This is a genomic window from Prevotella sp. oral taxon 317 str. F0108 (genome assembly GCF_000162415.1).
In the GTDB taxonomy this organism is placed as follows: Bacteria; Bacteroidota; Bacteroidia; order Bacteroidales; family Bacteroidaceae; genus Prevotella; species Prevotella conceptionensis.
Genome location: NZ_GG740073.1, coordinates 9,200 through 27,816 on the forward strand (window position 1 = coordinate 9,200; position 18,617 = coordinate 27,816).

The 18,617-nt window shown below is 48.8% G+C and carries 14 protein-coding genes; 8 read left to right on the top strand and 6 right to left on the bottom strand.

Annotation, left to right across the window (positions count from 1 at the left end; translation table 11 throughout):
• The first annotated feature begins 244 nt into the window (after positions 1-244).
• The 5 genes from HMPREF0670_RS06915 to HMPREF0670_RS16285 all read left to right on the top strand — a co-directional run bounded on the left by HMPREF0670_RS06915 (position 245) and on the right by HMPREF0670_RS16285 (position 3,312).
• A complete protein-coding gene (locus HMPREF0670_RS06915; RefSeq protein ID WP_009230436.1) occupies positions 245-643 on the top strand; it encodes an FKBP-type peptidyl-prolyl cis-trans isomerase in 399 nt (132 codons plus the stop codon).
• Between the two features lie 516 nt (positions 644-1,159).
• Positions 1,160-1,558, top strand: a complete 399-nt coding sequence (locus tag HMPREF0670_RS06925) for a hypothetical protein (protein ID WP_009230437.1) — start codon at positions 1,160-1,162, stop codon at positions 1,556-1,558.
• A 119-nt stretch (positions 1,559-1,677) separates the two neighbouring features.
• Entirely contained in the window at positions 1,678-2,124 is a 447-nt protein-coding gene (locus HMPREF0670_RS06930; RefSeq protein ID WP_044077922.1) for a D-Ala-D-Ala carboxypeptidase family metallohydrolase, read from the top strand.
• A 362-nt stretch (positions 2,125-2,486) separates the two neighbouring features.
• A complete protein-coding gene (locus HMPREF0670_RS06935) occupies positions 2,487-2,957 on the top strand; it encodes an HU family DNA-binding protein (RefSeq protein ID WP_009230439.1) in 471 nt (156 codons plus the stop codon).
• A 244-nt stretch (positions 2,958-3,201) separates the two neighbouring features.
• The gene (locus tag HMPREF0670_RS16285) at positions 3,202-3,312 is read left to right on the top strand and encodes a smalltalk protein (RefSeq protein ID WP_157579585.1); all 111 of its coding nucleotides are present in this window, start codon (positions 3,202-3,204) and stop codon (positions 3,310-3,312) included.
• Positions 3,313-4,238: 926 nt separating this feature from the next.
• Here the strand turns inward: HMPREF0670_RS16285 and HMPREF0670_RS06940 are convergent.
• The 3 genes from HMPREF0670_RS06940 to HMPREF0670_RS06950 all read right to left on the bottom strand — a co-directional run bounded on the left by HMPREF0670_RS06940 (position 4,239) and on the right by HMPREF0670_RS06950 (position 7,754).
• Entirely contained in the window at positions 4,239-4,994 is a 756-nt protein-coding gene (locus HMPREF0670_RS06940; RefSeq protein WP_009230441.1) for a succinate dehydrogenase/fumarate reductase iron-sulfur subunit, read from the bottom strand.
• 61 nt (positions 4,995-5,055) lie between these two features.
• The gene (locus tag HMPREF0670_RS06945; protein WP_009230442.1) at positions 5,056-7,038 is read right to left on the bottom strand and encodes a fumarate reductase/succinate dehydrogenase flavoprotein subunit; all 1,983 of its coding nucleotides are present in this window, start codon (positions 7,036-7,038) and stop codon (positions 5,056-5,058) included.
• Positions 7,039-7,067: 29 nt separating this feature from the next.
• Entirely contained in the window at positions 7,068-7,754 is a 687-nt protein-coding gene (locus HMPREF0670_RS06950; RefSeq protein ID WP_009230443.1) for a succinate dehydrogenase/fumarate reductase cytochrome b subunit, read from the bottom strand.
• Between the two features lie 966 nt (positions 7,755-8,720).
• Here HMPREF0670_RS06950 and HMPREF0670_RS06955 point away from each other — a divergent pair.
• Entirely contained in the window at positions 8,721-11,954 is a 3,234-nt protein-coding gene (locus HMPREF0670_RS06955; RefSeq protein WP_009230446.1) for a S41 family peptidase, read from the top strand.
• Between the two features lie 258 nt (positions 11,955-12,212).
• Entirely contained in the window at positions 12,213-13,115 is a 903-nt protein-coding gene (locus HMPREF0670_RS06960; protein WP_009230447.1) for a helix-turn-helix transcriptional regulator, read from the top strand.
• 717 nt (positions 13,116-13,832) lie between these two features.
• Here the strand turns inward: HMPREF0670_RS06960 and HMPREF0670_RS06965 are convergent.
• A complete protein-coding gene (locus tag HMPREF0670_RS06965) occupies positions 13,833-14,441 on the bottom strand; it encodes a ribonuclease HII (protein ID WP_009230448.1) in 609 nt (202 codons plus the stop codon).
• Between the two features lie 719 nt (positions 14,442-15,160).
• Between HMPREF0670_RS06965 and HMPREF0670_RS06970 the strand changes: the two genes are divergently transcribed.
• On the top strand, positions 15,161-15,463 hold the full coding sequence (locus HMPREF0670_RS06970; protein ID WP_044077923.1) for a hypothetical protein: 303 nt from the start codon (positions 15,161-15,163) through the stop codon (positions 15,461-15,463).
• A gap of 226 nt (positions 15,464-15,689) precedes the next feature.
• Here the strand turns inward: HMPREF0670_RS06970 and HMPREF0670_RS06975 are convergent, their stop codons facing one another.
• Entirely contained in the window at positions 15,690-16,904 is a 1,215-nt protein-coding gene (locus HMPREF0670_RS06975) for an aminotransferase class V-fold PLP-dependent enzyme (protein WP_009230451.1), read from the bottom strand.
• Positions 16,905-17,261: 357 nt separating this feature from the next.
• Positions 17,262-18,605, bottom strand: coding sequence for a Fe-S cluster assembly protein SufD (gene sufD, locus HMPREF0670_RS06980; protein ID WP_009230452.1), 1,344 nt, complete (start codon positions 18,603-18,605; stop codon positions 17,262-17,264).
• Between the last annotated feature and the right edge of the window lie 12 nt (positions 18,606-18,617).

Genomic DNA, 18,617 nt, shown 5'->3' on the forward strand with positions numbered 1-18,617 from the left:
GAATTAGTATGAATGAGATTTAGATTCAGGCTTCCAACCAGACTGTGCCGTATCAAACGTATTAAGCAGGCTCTGCATGAAACCCTCCACGCATTGGCAGTGCTTCTTTTCTTGCAGCCTTGATAGGCACAGCACTCCCCACCACGAGGGGGGGGGGGCATAACTCCGTTCAAATCACCGCTAAACGTGTGTTAGGAAGACATTCTACGTTCCAAGATATGTTCCACCACAAACCCAAAACAACATGGCAAAACGTGAATATATAGAAGCCAACAAACGCTGGCTTGAAGAAAAAGCAAAAGAAGCGGGGGTGAAATGCCTCACTAAGGGCGTAATGTATAAGGTGATTAAGCAGGGCGGAACTGGCGGCGCAAACCCTTCACCAAGAAGCATCGTAACGGTGCACTACACGGGGCGAACTATCAATGGGCGGAAATTCGACACGAGCGTGGGCGGCGTTCCACTTGCTTGCCGATTGTGCGACCTTATTGAGGGCTGGATAATTGCCCTGCAACAGATGCACGTTGGCGATAAATGGGAGTTGTATTTGCCGGCCGAGGTGGGTTATGGCAAGCTGTCGCAAGCTGGTATACCTGGTGGGTCGACCCTTGTTTTTGAGGTTGAACTGCTGGGTGTGGGCTAAATATCTGGCTGGTTTCTTCGCCAAGAACATGAAGAAGTAGGAAAGAAACGAGGCTGGTAAGGCTCGCTTTGGTCTGCTGGTGGGCAGTTGTAATGTGCAACATGCTCAACAACGGCTTTGTTACAGGCTTGCTCTGGTCTGCCGGGGCTGGGGTTGTAATGTGCAAGGCACTCAATAACGGCTTTGTTATAGGCAGGTTTAAGAGATTACCTTTGCTGTGTTTTCAGTACATGCCACAACATAATAAAGGCTCGCTCTATCGCGGGGCGAGCCTTTCTTTGTGGTGGTACACCTATTATATAATAGGCGGTTGTAGCGGGTTGTCTTGGCTGTGGTTGCAGGCTTTTGGCTCTTGTTGGTGTTGCATTACAAGTACAAAAGGCTGCAAACAACCTTCGCCATCCGCAGTTTCGTTATTCTTTATTAACAGAAAAACATTTGCTTTGAAGTGTCCTTTCTCTATCTCGCAGTAAGTTTGCAGCAGAAATCAAAACAATCATTCAAAAGCAAATCTGTATGAATAATCTTCTTAACAACCCAGAACACACCGAAAGCAAGCAGCGACTAACCCAAGCCCGACAACACCTCATCAAGGCATTCGCGCCCTTGCTCTCTACTCAACACAACGGAAAGCAAAGGTGGATTGGCACCAAAACCGACTTACTGGAGATGGTTCACCTGGCCTATACCTTCTCTTACGTACGCGACGACCAAGGTCGACCTGCCACTTTTCTGTGGATGGTGCAACGCGCCTGCGACAACTTTTTGCTCTCCATGCCCCGAAACCCCAGTGCCTTTGTGGGCAAAGCCATGCAACGTAAAAACACTAAGCAGGCCCCTTTACTAGAACGCTACTGCCATTTGCTCTACGAACAGGGCGTTAACGAACCGTTACAGACATGGATGGCAGTGTGAGTTGTTTTGAGTTAAGGCGTCAACTTGTCAACTCGCCGACAGCAAAAACATCATCAACTAACAAAAGAGCTCACAAACTTACCCACACATTTCTCCAACCAAAAGAACAACATTCAGCTATGACCACACAACACATCACCCTCAACCAGACGTTAACCCCGCACTTCACCCTTGCAGAGTTCGTGCGTTCAGGCGTTGCTATACGCCATAACATTGCGAATACCCCGACACCCAACGCAATTAATAACCTTCGCCTACTTTGTGAGAACGTATTAGAACCCCTACGCCGCCGCTTTGGCGTGATACGCATAACCAGTGGCTATCGTTGCGAAGAGCTTAACAACATGGTGGGCGGCAAACCCAATTCGCAACACCTGCTGGGACAAGCTGCCGACATTCACCTTTCTAATAAAGAGGTGGCCATGAAGATGTTCAACTTCGTTGCCGAACGTCTTGACTACGACCAGCTGCTGTTTGAGCATCGAAAAAGCGATGGGGCTAATTGGCTACACGTATCGTATAACGCCGCAGGCAATCGCAAAATAAAATCTGAACTGGACGTTTAGGCATTAACCACGCCCAAAACACAACCGCAAACACGAAGGGCGGGCTGGGAACAAGCAAACGCATGCCTAGCCCGCCCTTTTTATATTCGCCTTTAAACCAAGCCTTTACAAACGCTACACCTAACACTATCCCCATCACTACACCATCATTGCTTGACAAGGGCACCTTGATTTAGTAACTTTGCAAACGTAATCAGTAAGCAACCACACCGCCGCCCACCAACAGGCACACACGGTATGCGCGATGTCGACTAGCGCAAAACGTTCTTGCCCCCACCCTTCAAGGGCGAAACGGATGGCCTCTACTGATACATAGTGAACATTATTAATCAAAAAAAGAACCTTTTAAACAACACACAATTATGGCAGTAATGTATAAACTTCGTCAAGAGAAGAACCCCAAGAGCAAGTTCAAAGGTCAGTGGTACGCACGTGCCATCGCCATCGACACGGTAGACACGGCGACAATTGCCAACATCATGCAACAAAACTGTACCTTGAAGAAGGCAGACATCCTGGCGGTTATCGCCGAACTGATCGACGTGATGAAAGAGCAGTTGCAAAACTCAAAGGTTGTTCGCCTCGATGGCCTTGGCTCATTCCGCATCGGCATCAAGACCAAACCCGCTCTCACAGCCGAAGACTTCAATGCCTCTAAGAATGTTGTGGGCACGCATGTGCTCTTCCGTCCGCAGACTAAGGTAAACAAAGACAAGAGTCGCAAGAAGGCCTTGCTTGACGGATGTCGCGTGCAAGAGTTGCCGCTCAACATGATTGAAAAGAAAAAGAAGCAGGCCGGCGGCTCTACTCCCGCTCCTACGCCCGGACATTGATAAGGAGAAAGGTGAGGGTGGCGAGGGGTGATAAAGGGCTAGGTATTCTAGAGATTTTAGGTATTCTAGTTATCCTAGACATTCTAGGACAAGCTAGACAAACATTATATCAGTAGGCGCAGCCATCTTTTCACTTTTTCACCTTTTCACCCTTTCACCTTTAAAAGGCGCAGCCATCTTTTCACCTTTTCACCCTTTCACCTTTAAAATCCCTTTTTACATTAACTTAAAACTTCAAAGCACAATGAACACCAAGAAACTATCAACCTTCAAGTTAATCATCAAAGTAATTGCCGCCATTGCCACTGCCGTGCTTGGCGTGATTGCAGGCAAAGGACTGGGCGATGAAGATTAGTCGTGAGCAGCGAGAGATGATACTCTTCATTCTCAAATCCATCGCCCTGCTAGCCACCACCATTGCAATATTCAGTTGCACTTGGCTACTTCATTAGCCTCAACGCCCACACTATCTCTCTCGTTAACGCGCGTTCGGACAAGTTCCGAACCCGCGTTTTCTTTCCCCTCTCCCCTATTTCGCATATAAAGCCTGTTCTTGACAGAAGAACATAAGGGACATAAGCAAAGAACGCCCTACCATCTTTCCTACTTTTTAAGTTAGCAAGGTCGTATTGACCTTTAACCCCAATCGGCCGTTACACCGCTTATTAATTATTTTAGGTTGTTTCCATCGCTTCCTGTTCATCTTTCGTTTGCTTGACGGCATTTTGCCTGTCTTATTCTCTCGACCTAGCCCGCTACGCCTTCAAGAATAAGAAAGACAATATGCTGAACAACCAAACAAAACCAGTACAGGCTCTAACAAACGATTTGGGTTTATCAGTGGTAAAATGCGGCTACACTTCAAAAGAAACTCTGTTGGAATTAATTGAGTCTATGCCCTATAAGTTCAAGGCGAAGTTATAGCAACACTTAATACTTATAAAGGTGAAAAGATGTAGCAACCATACGCGCTTACTTACTATGGAGCTGGAATAATCGCATTGATTAACTTTATGTTCCTTATGTTCTTATGTCAAAAAGGGCTGTTGCTATTTAAATGCCGCTGTTTCTATGTCTAATGCGCGAGAATAGAATCTGCCAATTCGCTAACTTGTTGACTTATTAACTCGTCTGCTAACTAACTGGCTAAAAACAAAATGTGAGAACATCCTATGCCTTGGCATAGAACGCTCTCACATGATTGCACACAGGCGAAACATCTGCACCTGCACATAGGCAAGTGTAGATGTTCGTTGCACAGGTTGGGTTATACCCTGAGGTTTAGTCGGCCAACTTAGCCGAAATAAACTCGCGGTTAAGGCGTGCGATGTTGGCGATTGACTCGTTCTTGGGGCATTCGGCCTCGCAAGCGCGAGTGTTGGTGCAGTTTCCAAAGCCCAACTCTTCCATTGTCATCACCATTGCCTTGGCGCGTTTAGCGGCCTCGGGCTTTCCTTGGGGCAACAATGCCAGCTGACTAACCTTCGAACTAACGAAAAGCATGGCCGAACCATTCTTGCAAGCGGCAACGCAAGCACCGCAACCGATGCACGTTGCGCAGTCCATTGCCTCGTCGGCATCTTCCTTGGGGATGAGGATGGCGTTGGCATCTTGGGGCTGACCCGTGCGAATGGTGGTGTAACCGCCTGCTTGGATAATCTTATCGAATGCGCCGCGGTCTACCATGCAATCCTTAATAACAGGGAAACCAGCCGAACGCCAAGGTTCGACGGTTATCACGTCGCCATCTTTAAAGCGACGCATGTACAGCTGACAGGTGGTTGCACCAGTAGCTGGGCCATGAGGATGACCGTTAATGTAGAGCGAACACATACCGCAGATGCCTTCGCGACAGTCGTGGTCGAACACGAAAGGCTCTTGGCGTGCCTCGATGAGCTGTTCGTTAAGGATGTCGAGCATCTCTAAGAACGAAGTGTCGCCAGGTATATCTTTCATTTCGAACGTATCAAAATGCCCTTTGGCTTTGGGTCCATTCTGACGCCACACTTTAAGTGTGAAACTTATATTTTTGTCCATGTGATTTAGTTTTGTTTAAGTTGGCGAGTTAGCCCGTCAACTTGTCAACTCGTTAACTTAATTATTGCTTATAGTTACGTGTTTGAACCTTTATCGCTTCGTATTCCAGAGGCTCCTTAATGAGTTCGGGCTCGGTGGTGTCGTCGCCTTGATACTTCCAGCAACCAACGTAGAAGAAGTTCTCGTCGTCGCGTTTGGCCTCACCCTCTTCCGTTTGGTATTCCTCGCGGAAGTGTCCGCCGCAACTCTCGTTACGCGAAAGTGCGTCGTAGGCTTCGAGCTCGCCCATGATGATAAAGTCGCGCAGGTGGATAGCCTTGTCAAGTTCAACGTTCAAGCCTTCTTTCGAACCAGGGATGAAGAGGTTGCTGTCGAACTCCTTACGCAGCTCTTTCAACTTCTTGATACCCTCGCGCAGACCCTCGGCCGTACGACCCATACCCACGTGTTCCCATAGGATGTGGCCCAGCTCCTTGTGTATCGAGTCTACCGAACGCTGACCTTGAATGCCCATCAGCCTGTCTATCTCGGCCTGCACACCCTTCTCGGCCTCCGCAAACTCGGGCAGGTCGGTAGAAAGACGTGGCCAAATAGCTTGGTCGGCCAAGTAGTTCTGGATGGTGTAAGGCAGCACAAAGTAGCCGTCGGCCAGACCTTGCATCAGTGCAGACGCACCCAAACGGTTTGCCCCGTGGTCGGAGAAGTTGCACTCGCCGATGGCGAAAAGCCCCTTAATAGAGGTCATCAGCTCATAATCTACCCAGATACCACCCATCGTGTAGTGTATGGCAGGGTAAATCATCATCGGGTTGTAATACTTCACGCCATTAATTTCGTTGGCCAACTCGCCGGGATTAACGTCGGTTATCTCTTCGTACATGTCGAAGAGGTTGCCATAACGCTGACGAATGGCATCGATGCCCAGGCGTTCGATACTCTCAGAGAAATCGAGGAACACAGCAAGACCCGTGTTGTTTACGCCGAATCCCTTGTCGCAACGCTCCTTTGCGGCACGAGAGGCCACGTCGCGAGGCACCAAGTTGCCGAAGGCGGGATAGCGACGCTCCAAGTAATAGTCGCGATCTTCTTCGGGAATGTCCGAACCACGCTTTTGTCCAGCCTGCAATGCCTTAGCGTCTTCAATCTTCTTGGGCACCCAGATACGGCCGTCGTTACGCAACGACTCAGACATCAGTGTCAGTTTAGACTGCTTGTCGCCGTGTACGGGAATACAAGTGGGGTGAATTTGCACGTAGGCAGGGTTGGCAAAGTAAGCGCCCTTGCGGTAACACTGTATGGCGGCGGTGCAGTTGCAGCCCATTGCGTTGGTAGAAAGGAAGTAGGCGTTGCCATATCCACCGGTAGCAATAACCACGGCGTTGGCCGAAAAACGTTCTAACTTACCTGTAACAAGGTTCTTGGCGATGATACCACGTGCGCGGTCGTCAACGATAACCACGTCTTCCATCTCGTAACGCGTGTACAGTTTTACCTTTCCTGCATGCACTTGGCAGCTCAGGGCCGAATATGCACCCAGCAAAAGTTGCTGTCCTGTTTGTCCTTTGGCGTAGAACGTACGGCTTACCTGCGCTCCACCGAACGAACGGTTGGCCAACATGCCGCCATATTCGCGTGCGAAAGGTACGCCTTGCGCCACACATTGGTCGATAATGCTGTTGCTAACCTCGGCCAAGCGGTAAACGTTGGCCTCGCGAGCGCGATAGTCGCCACCCTTTACGGTGTCGTAGAATAGGCGATACACCGAGTCGCCGTCGTTTTGATAGTTCTTTGCGGCGTTGATACCACCTTGTGCGGCGATGGAGTGTGCCCTACGGGGCGAGTCTTGTATGCAGAAGTTCAGTACATTGAAACCCATTTCGCCCAGCGAAGCGGCTGCACTAGCACCGGCAAGACCAGTTCCCACCACAATAACGTCGAGTTTGAGTTTATTCTTGGGGTTAACCAGTCGCTGGTGAGCCTTATAGTTAGTCCATTTCTCAGCTACGGGTCCTTCGGGAATTCTCGAATCTATTTTAATAGCCATAATCTTTATCTTTTTATACGTATCATGATTTAAGCGCAGCAGCACAAGCTAGGTGCGCAACCGAAAGCGAAGGCCAACACTACAATGAGGAAACCCAACATGAGCAGCGTGGTGTAAACCAAGCCGATGGTTTTCCAACGATTGAACCATACCTTGCCGTTAATGCCAAGGCTTTGCATGGCACTCCAAAAGCCGTGCGAAAGGTGGAACCAAATGGCCACAAGCCACACGATGTAGAGCACTACATAAACGGGATTAGAGAATGTTTCCTTGATGTAAGCGAACCCGTCGGCTGGATGGAACTGCATTTCCACGCCTATAAGTTCTGCAAACATCATGTTGTACCAGAAGTTGTAGAGGTGCAACAACAAGCCTAGGGCGATGATAATACCCAAAACAAGCATGTTTTGCGATGCCCACTCCACCTTCTCGTGCCTGCTGGTAACGGCGTAACGCTCGTTTCCGCGGGCCCTGCGGTTTTGTGCCGTGAGGATGAAGGCATACACAATGTGCGCCACGGTCAAGGCTCCAAGGCCAAGCGTGGCAACTACGGCATACCAGTTGGCACCCAAAAACTCGCAGACCATGTTGTATGCCTCGCCCGAGAACAGCGCAACGATGTTCATCGACATATGGAATGTCAGGAACAGAACGAGCGCCACGCCAGTTACAGACATGACAACCTTTCTACCGATAGAAGAATTGATTAACCACATAAATTGATTGAAATTTAATTATTTAATTATGTTTGTATTATTTCCTGTTATCTATCGCGTTTGTTTTAGGCGAGCCTGGGCAATCCCCATGTGCCAAAGGGCCGTCTTTTTGCGTTGCGCATCATGGTTTTGGGGGCTAGTTTGGCTTGTTTGCGCCTTACCTCTCGACACACGGAACGCGCCTCCTCCCCAAGAACAACGCACACCCTGCACGATAAAACCGCCAAGTTTGGCCGATGCTTTCGGCTAAAACCTGTACAAAAAACAAACTTTTTGCCCGTTGGCAATACCTTGATTTAGGTATGCTACTTGCATAACACGTTGCAAAAATACTATATTTTGGTGATTATTCAAAGTATTTTTGACGCTTTATTATACTTCTTTGCACTATCAATACTTACACCATATACCGCACAAATATGGCCAAACGATAGACAAAAGCCGACAACGGCGGCAAGAAGTCAACCTTATCACACCAAAAACATTCTCCCAGACACTGCAAAATGCCTTTTGCTAGCCGTATGTAAACACCATGCTGCGAAAAGCAATGCAACCAATAACTTTTTAAAAAGCTATTTATTGCCCGAAAATCACTTTTTGAAAAGTTATTTTTCGCACATAATTCGCTTTTGAAAAAGTTATTCTGCATCTTCCCAACACGCTCAAATCGCTAACAAAACATTTCTTTATGAAATGCTACCAACGCCCTATAAGGGTGCACCTTTTAACCGAAAACCTCCCTACCAACTTGTTAACCAGCCAACTCATCAACTTAAAACCCATCTACTTTGTTACATTTTCTCTCCCAACCGCTTTGCTGTCTCGTGAATAATCAATATATTTGCAGCCATATATATAAGGAAACCATCTTGCGCGAGCAGCATAACGAAGTGGCGCAAACGCCACCCTGCCCCACCATCAGCTATCCGAACAATCGCAAATAATATAAAGACATTCCAATATTTGATGATGAAAACGACCCTGACTATCGTGGCCCTTGCCCTAGCTACATCGGTATCGGCCCAAGAAAGTCCTTTGTGGATGCGCTATTGCGCCATCTCGCCCGACGGCTCTGCCGTGGCCTTCACCTACAAAGGCGACATCTACACCGTTCCTACAACGGGTGGAACAGCACGACAACTTACTACCAACGCCGCCTACGACACGCATCCCGTGTGGAGTCCCGACAGCAAGCAGCTGGCGTTTTGCTCTAACCGAGAAGGCAGCATGGATGTATATGTGATGCAACGCGAAGGCGGTACGCCACGCAGACTAACCACCAATAGCAACAGCGAGACACCCATCGCATTTAAAGACAACAATACCGTGCTTTACACCAGTAGCATCATACCCTCGGCCAAGAGCATTATCTTTGCCAACAGAATGCTCCCCCAGGTGTATGAAGTGGGCACCAACGGCAGCCGACCCCACCTTTTCTCGGCCCTTCCGATGATGGACATCAGCATTAGGCCCAACGGCGACTTGCTGTATCACGACCAAAAGGGCTACGAAGACCCCTGGCGCAAGCACCATCGCTCGCCCATCACGCGAGACATTTGGCTGCGTCGCGGCGGCAAATACACTAAGCTTACCAACTTTAACGGCGAAGACCGCACACCCGTTTGGGCGGCGCAGGGCGACACCTTTTACTATCTCAGCGAAGAAGACGGCACCTTTAACGTGTACGTGCGCAACATCGACGGCACTGGCAAGCAACAACTAACTCGCCACACCACCAATCCCGTGCGCTTTCTAACCGCCGCCAACAACGGAACGCTGTGTTATGGCTACGACGGCGAGATATATACTTTGAAACAAGGCGAGCAACCGCAGAAACTGAAAGTGAACATCGTAACCGACAAGATAGACACAGACCTTGACAGGCAGACGCTTTTTACGGGCGCAACGGAGATTGCACTTTCGCCCGACGGCAAGGAGCTGGCCTTTGTGCTGCATGGCGACGTGTATGTTACGTCTAACAACTATCGCACCACCAAACAGATAACCGACACGCCCGAACAAGAGCGCGAAATACAATTCGCTCCCGACGGGCGAAGCATCGTTTACGCATCAGAACGCGGCGGACTATGGCAAATCTATCGCACAAAGCTGAAACTAGACAAGGAAAAAAGCTTTGCATACGCCACTCAACTTGAAGAAGAACAGCTGGTAAAGAGCGACCGCACCTCGCAACAGCCTCGTTTCAGCCCCGACGGCAAGAGCATCGCCTTCTTCGAAGACCGCTCCACCCTGCGCGTTCTCGACATTAAGAGCAAGGCTGTGCGCACGGTGATGGACGGGAAGTACGTTTACTCCTACTCCGATGGCGACATTAGCTTTGCATGGAGCCCCGACAGCCGTTGGTTGCTCTCATCCTATATCGGCGTTGGCGGCTGGAACAGTCCCGACGTTGCCTTGGTAAAGGCCGATGGAAAGGGCGAAATTCACAACCTTACGCAAAGCGGATACAGCGACGTAGGCCCCCGATGGGTGCTCGGCGGCAAGGCAATGCTTTTCAGTAGCGACCGCGCCGGCTATCGCAGTCATGGTTCGTGGGGTGCCGAACGCGACGTTTACATCATGTTCTTCGACCTCGACGCTTACGAAAAGTTCAGACGAAACAAGGAAGAACGCGAACTAGCCAAGAACGAAGTGCAAGAAAAGGATGAAAACAAGAAAGAAAAAGAAGAAGACAAGCTGAAACTTGGCTCGGCTAAGAAAGATAAGAAAGACGATGTGAAGGCTTTGGAGTTCGATTTGGAGAACTGCCGCGACCGCGTTATTCGCCTTACCGACCACTCTTCGCACTTAGGCGACTATGTGCTGAGCAATGGCGGCGACACATTGTACTACCAATCGGCGTTCGAAAGTGGGTACGACCTTTGGAAACGCGAGATTAGCGAAAACAAAACGGCCCTCGTAATGAAGAACGTGGGCGGCGGCGAATTCATCCCCGACAAAGACTTCCGCAACTTGTACCTCTGCACCTACAACGCCATCAAGAAGATCGACTTGGGCAGCAACACAAGCAAGAACATTGAGTTCGAGGCGCGTTTCAACTTCAAGCCCTACGCCGAAAGACAATACATGTTTAACCATGTATGGCAGCAAGTTAAGGATAAGTTCTACGTGCCTACGCTGCACGGAGTAGACTGGGCTAACTATCGTAAGGTGTACGAAAAGTTCCTTCCCCACATCAACAACAACTTCGATTTCAGCGAAATGCTCAGCGAAATGTTGGGTGAACTGAACGCCTCGCACACTGGCGCACGCTTTTGGGGCACCGCTCCGAAACTGCAAACGGCAGAATTGGGCCTTTTCTTCGATACCGAATATCAAGGCGATGGCCTTCGCGTGCAAGAAGTAATCAAGCGCGGACCATTTGCCGTGCGCAACACAAAGGTTACTCCGGGCTGCATCATCGAGAAGATAGACGGCGACAGCATTCTGCAAGGCAAAGACTATTACCACTTGCTCGACGGTAAAGTGGGCAAACCTGTGCGCATTTCGGTGTTCAACCCCAAAGGCAAGAAACACTTTGATGTGGTGATACGTCCCATTTCGGCTGGCGAACAACAAGAGTTGCTGTACAAACGCTGGGTAGACCGCAACCGCCACCTTGTAGATAGCCTTTCGGGAGGCCGTTTAGCCTACGTGCACGTTAAGGCGATGAACAGCTCAAGCTTCCGTCAAGTGTACCTCGAACTGCTTAGCGACACCAACCGCTGCAGAGATGCCGTTATCGTAGACGAGCGTCACAATGGCGGCGGATGGCTACACGACGACCTTTGCACGCTGCTTAGCGGCAAGGAATACCAACAATTCGTGCCTAACGGACGATATGTGGGTAGCGACCCCTTCAACAAATGGACCAAACCCTCGTGCGTAATGGTGTGCGAAGACGATTACAGCAACGGCCACGGTTTCCCCTGGGTATATAAGGAGTTGGGCATTGGCAAGCTGATTGGCACGCCCGTTGCAGGAACCATGACCGCCGTTTGGTGGGAAAGTCTGCTCGACCCCTCCATCGTGTTCGGCATTCCGCAGGTGGGATGTCGCGACATGCGTGGCAATTATGGCGAAAACACTCAGCTCGACCCCGACATCGAAGTGTATAACACACCCGAAGACTATCTCAACGGATACGACCGACAACTGGTTAGGGCCGTTGAGGAGATGATGAAGGTGGTGAAGAAGTAAGCGTTTTTGGGGGAGTTAAGTAGTAAAGGAGTAAGGAGTAAGTAATGGGAGACAAGTAGTTAGAAGTAAAGGAGGTAAGCCAAATGGCTTTGAACAGCGAGGCAAATGCCTTAATTAGCAGCTTACCCTTCAACTGCTCAACTTTTCACCTGTTGTTACTTATCCCTTACTCCCACTCCTTACCCCTTCACTCCCTCCCACTCCTCACTCCTTACTCCTTTACTCCTTACTCCTTTACTCCTTTACTCCTCAAAAGCAATGAACAACCTTAGACGAGAGCTTGAACTATTACTTTTATTAACCGAAAACCGCGATTACACCGTACAATTGCTGGCCGACCGCCTTGACATAACCCGCCGCCAGCTATACTACGACCTCGAAAATCTGCGCGCATGCGGCTTTAAGCTCATTAAGACAAACACCCGTTATCGGCTCGACCGCCATTCGTCTTTCTTCAAACGACTGCACGAGAACATCGCCCTTACCGAAGAAGAGGCCATGTTTGTCTACCGCCTGCTCGACCGCTTGCCGCACACCGACTACCTTTCGAAGAACATACAATCGAAACTTGAACGTTTCTTCAACCTCGAATTGCTTACCGATGTGGGTCAACGCCGACAGACGGAGCGTAACGCTGCCGTGCTGCGCGAGGCCATTGCGCTACGCCGAGTGGTGATACTCAAAAACTATTCGTCGCCCCATAGTCGAACCGTTAGCGACAGAATGGTTGAACCTTTCCTCTTTCTCAATGCCGAAATGGACATCCGCTGTTTCGAGATAAATAGTCACACCAACAAGACTTTCAAGACTTCGCGTGCCGAATCGGTAGAGATGACCGACGTGGAATGGCTCAACGAGAAAAAACACAAATCCATTTTTACTGATATTTTCATGTTCAGCGGTGAAGAAAGGCTGCCCGTAGAGCTGAAGTTGGGGCGGCTATCGCACAGCATTCTACTAGAAGAATACCCCGCAGCAGCGGCTTACATCACCCCGTCCGACGACTCCGAACATTGGATTTTCTCTTCAGACGTTGCCAGTTACCTCGGCATCGGCCGTTTCGTACTGGGTCTTTATCACGACATCGAAGTACTAGGCAGCCCCGATTTCGCAGACTACATATATAATAAGGTGAAAGCAATGGTTGAAAAAGTGCGCTAACCAGCTGTGTTTTTATTATTCGTTATCGTCAAATTCTGGCACGCCAATATCATTCGGCCAAAGATAGTCTGCCGTAAACCAAGCTTGAACTTTGGAAAAGCCCATGACGACCTAAATCTAACATAAAGATTTTCCTTGTCAACAAAAGGAGAATATAACAACGAAAACAGCCAACTAATCTCAATACACAACACTACAAGCACTTTGTAGTAGCAGTACAAGCCGCTTGTAGCGTCAGTACAAGATACTTTGTAGTGTCAGTACAAGGTGCTTGTAGTATCAGTACAAGGCTCTTGTAGCACCAGTACAAGCCGCTTGTAGTGCCTGTACAAGGTGCTGTGTACTGATGTTTGCGCCCAATATATGCAAACTCGTGCGTAAGACAATCATTCCAAAACTAATTCTTTTCGATTATCCCAAATCGGTCGTTAGAGCCTGTGCAGATTTTGTTTGATTGTTGAGCATATTGCCTGTCTTGTTCTTAAAGGCGTAGCGGGCTACGTCGAGAGAATAAGACAGGCAAGATGCCGACAAGCAAACGAAAGATGAACAGGAAGCGATGGAAAAAACCTAAAATGATAGGTAAGCGGTCTAACGACCGATTGGGGATTATAACGCTGCCTACAAACAATGGCCTGTCGGGGCGATAAGTATTGTGTGATGTATCAATGTTCATAGCCATATAAAAAAACTCATGAACCCAAAAGCATAAAATGCTTAAACCTTCTGCTCCTCATTCTCCAACATTTCCTTAACGCCCTTGAATGTTTTACGATGAAATGGGGAAATTCCATGCTCCTCAATGGCAGCGCGGTGCGCCTTTGTAGGATAGCCTTTGTTCACATCCCACTGGTATGCGGGGTGTTGTAAGGCAAGGCTGTTCATATAATCGTCGCGGTAAGTCTTGGCCAAAACGCTGGCGGCAGCAATAGACAAGAACTTGGCATCGCCCTTAACAATCGTTTCGTGGGGCAGAGTGCCGTAGGGTTTAAAGCGGTTTCCGTCTACGATAACGGCCTGCGGACGAAGTTTCAAGCCATCTAGTGCGCGGTGCATGGCAAGTATGCTCGCATTAAGAATGTTTATTTTGTCGATTTCATCGGCTGTAACCTCGCCCACAGCCCATGCCAAAGCATCGGTTTCTATCTGCGTACGCAAGGCATAACGCTGTTTCTCCGTCAGCTTTTTCGAGTCGTTTAGCAAAGCGTTCTCGTAATCAACAGGTAATATTACGGCTGCCGCAAACACGCTGCCAGCCAAACATCCACGGCCAGCCTCGTCGCAACCGGCCTCGATTAAATCGGTGAAATAATGAGATTTTAGCATAAAGTTTATATTTTATAGGGGCGAAAAGGCGGGAAAAGGTGAAAAGGTGAAAAGATGGCTGCACAACTTAAAGGTGAAAAGGTGAAAGGGTGAAAAGGTGAAAAGTTGGCTGCGCACCTTAAAGGTGAAAAAGTGAAAGGGTGAAAGGGTGAAAAGATGGCTGCGCCTTCTAGCTTGTTAGCTAAGGAAGAAAACTGGCAGTGCTTATTAACTATCTTGTTGTTCTATATTGCCTAGTTGTTCTAGGTTAACTAGTTGTTCTAGGGCATCTAGGTTCCCTAGCTATTCTAGTGTTTCTAGTTATTCTAGGCTTGCTAGTTGTTCTAGGCTTGCTAGTTGTTCTAGGCTTGCTAGTTATTCTAGGCCTGCTAGTTGTTCTAGGCTTGCTAGTTGTTCTGGGGCACCTAGGTTCCCTAGTTGTTCTAGCACTCCTAGGGTTCCTAGTTATTCTAGGATTCCTAGGCTTTCTAGGCAAAGAATCAAGCTTAATCCTTTACTGCCCCTTACTCCTTTCTCCTTACTCCTTCCAACTTTCTCCTTTCTCCTTTCCCCTTCCTACTTAATACTTACTACCTCCTCCTTACTACTTACCACTTCCTCCTTCCTCCTTTTGTTAATTATTAACCAAATTCATTTGTTTGTGAAATATCACTTCCATATTTTGCTGCAATTTTGCACCTACAAAGATAAGCAAATAATAACATTCAACATAGAGAACAATGAAAAAGGAGATGACATTATCAGTTAATTCTGCAAGCGAGATGCGTATAAACAACCTCTTTGCTAGCGTAAAGAAAGGCATTATGTTTCCCATAGTATGGCTAAGCCAATACTATTCGGCCGTATTGAACAAGGAGATAAGTGTCAAAACCACACTTCAACTGCTCAATGCACAAGTGGCATTTGCCCTCGCCGTATTCCCTGCCAACGCCCCTTTCATCCTTCGGGTGGTATGCACAGCATGGTTCGCCACAGCCATTAGCGGATGCAAACGAAGTTTAAAGAGCAGCAAGCGCAGGTAAAAACGTGCGCCCAAAACAACAAGAAAGCAAGAAACAGCGGTTTCATCGATAGGCAAGGCCTATCAAACACGTGTTTGCGTTGCATCCCATTTGTTGGTGCAACGCAAACAAATACATTTCATTTAGAATAACAACACACACCCATCAGCAAGCATTTTCAGGCTAAACAAATGCTATTTAGCCACAAACTCCCAACAAACAAGGCAACCAAAACACTTGTTCTGCCCTAGAACATTGCCGCCACTCTACGCACGCCAGCTACAAGGGCATCAACCTCTTCGCGCGTGTTGTACAAGCCAAACGAGGCGCGAACGGTACCAGAGATGCCCAAACGAGCCATAAGCGGCTGGGCGCAGTGGTGACCCGTGCGAACGGCAATGCCCAAACGATCGAGCAATGTGCCGAGGTCTAGATGGTGAATGTCGCCAACAAGAAAGCTAATGACGGCGTCTTTATCGGTGGAATGGCCGAAAATGCGCATGCCGTCGATGGTTTCTAGCTGCTGAGTGGCATAGCGGGTAAGGTCTTGTTCGTGCTGTTGAATGTTGTCCATGCCCAAAGCCGAAAGGTAATCGAGGGCAGTTGCAAGTCCGTGAGTGGCCACATAGTCGGGTGTACCAGCCTCGAACTTAAACGGCAGTTCGGCAAAGGTGGTCTTTTCAAAACTCACAGTGGCAATCATCTCGCCTCCCCCCTGATATGGCGGTAGCTTTTCGAGCCATTCTTCCTTACCATATACAACGCCTACACCCGTTGGGCCATACGCCTTATGACCCGAAAAGGTGAAAAAGTCGCAATCCAAATCTTGCACATCCACCTTAAAATGCGGCACGCTCTGTGCCCCATCCACCAAAACAGGCACGCCATGAAGGTGCGCACGGCGAACAATCTCCTTAATGGGGTTCACCGTTCCCAACACATTGCTTACCTGCATAACGCTAACCAGTCGGGTACGCGAGGTAAGCAATTTGTCCATTTCATCGAGAATAAGCTCCCCGCGGTCGTCAATGGGTATCACCCTGATGGCAATACCGCTACGGGCAGCCTGCAATTGCCACGGCACAATGTTGCTATGGTGTTCCATGGCGGTGATTATCACCTCGTCGCCAGGCTGCATAAAACCCTCGCAAAACGAAGAGGCGATAAGGTTGATGCCCTCGGTTGTTCCGCGAGTAAAAATTATTTCGTTGTCGCTACGGGCATTAATGAACTTACGAACGGTGGTTCGGGCGGCCTCGTGGAGGTCGGTTGCCTGCTGCGAAAGATAGTGAACACCACGATGCACGTTGGCATTGGCGTTGAGATACTCGCTCCGCATGGCATCAAGCACGCAAAGGGGCTTTTGCGTTGTCGCCCCATTGTCGAGGTAAACCAGGGGTTTGCCGTACACTTCGCGCGATAAAATGGGGAAATCTGAACGAATGGAGGTGATGTTGTACATATCTTTTGAGGAGTTATGGGGGTATGGAGGAGTTAAGGAGTTATGGAGTTAAGGAGTTAAGCCAAATGCGTTGTCGCAGAGTGGTAAACAATCTTGTAAACTCATCAACTTATCCGATTATCAAATGTCCAAGAAGTTAAGGAGTTAAGCCAAATGCTTTGTTGCAGAGTGGCAAACAATCTTATAAACTCATCAACTTGTCTGATTATCAAATGTCGAAGAAGTTAAGGAGTTAAGCCAAATGCTTTTGAGCAGAGAGGCAAACATCCCTGTCAACTCGCTAACTTGTCTACTCATTAACTAATAAACATATCACGCCCCTCTCCCCTTGGAGAGGGGAAGGGGGTGAGGCTTTTTTTACTGCACTTTTCTACAACCTTCGCATCGGTCGAACTCGCCACGGAAACGTTTTTCTACCAAATGATGCAAGCGTTCGCGTAGCGGTTCGAGGTCCATTTGGTCGATTACTTCGTTGATAAAAGCAAATTCGAGCAACAATTTCGCCTCCTTTTCGCTTATGCCACGCTGGCGCATGTAGAACAAGGCTGCATCGTTAAGCTGCCCTACGGTAGAGCCATGCGAGCATTTCACATCGTCGGCGTAGATTTCGAGCATGGGCTGGGTGTACATGTGCGCCTTTTTCGTGGCACAGATGTTTTGGTTACGCATCTCCGAATCGGTGTGTTGGGCATCTTGTCGCACCAACACCAAGCCTGCGAAGGCACCAATGGCCTCATCGTCCAACACATATTTATATAGTTCGTGACTTTGACAGTTGGGCACGGCATGGTCTATCACAGTGTTGTTGTCCACATGCTGTTTCTTATCGGCAATAACACAGCCCGACAAGTTACATTCGGCACCCTCGCCACGGAACGTTAACGAAACATTGTTGCGCGTTACGCCATTGTGCAGCGTTATCACATTGTGGTTCACGCGACTGCTAGACTGCTGCTCGATGTAAACACTGCTCACGCGTACATTCTTCTCGTGGGTTTCTTCCATGCAGTAAAGGTCTAGTCGGGCGTTATCGCCAACAAAGGCCTCGATAACCTGCGTGGCCAAGAAACGTTGGTCGTCGAAGGTGTGGTCGCAGAATAAGAACTTGGCCTCGGCTTGCGGTTCAACGATGATAAGCACGCGGCGATTAACCATCAGGTCTACTTGTGCATGCAGGATGTTAATAACCTGTATGGTTTGTCCGAGCTTTACACCACGCGGAACATACACCAAAAGCCCGTCTTGTGCCAACATCGTGTTGAGTGCCGTTACGGCATCGCCAGATGTTGCGGCCAACTTACCATAGTATCTGGCGATGAAATCGGGATTTTTCTCTGCGTATTGGCACAGCGAAGTAATGACAACGCCGTCGGGAAGTTGCTTATGGGGCGCGGTGGGCTGCAAGAAAGCATCGTTAACCACAAAGTGATTGGCCGTGCTAAGGTGCGGCACGTCACAACTGAACACCTCGTAAGGATTGATGGGCATGGGCAAGCGTTGTAGGTTTAGCCCGAAGTCGGGTTCGAAAAGCTTGCTTATGTCGGTGTATTTGTACTCCTCGGTCTTGCGCGTAGGAAATCCCAAACGCTTGAAATCTTCGAAAGCAGCCTCGCGCGGAGCGTTCATTACCGCGGTGGAATGGGCGGAAATAACATTGCGGTTGGCCTCGAAGAGGTCTATATATTGTTTCTCACTATTCATGTTTGCTAGCCT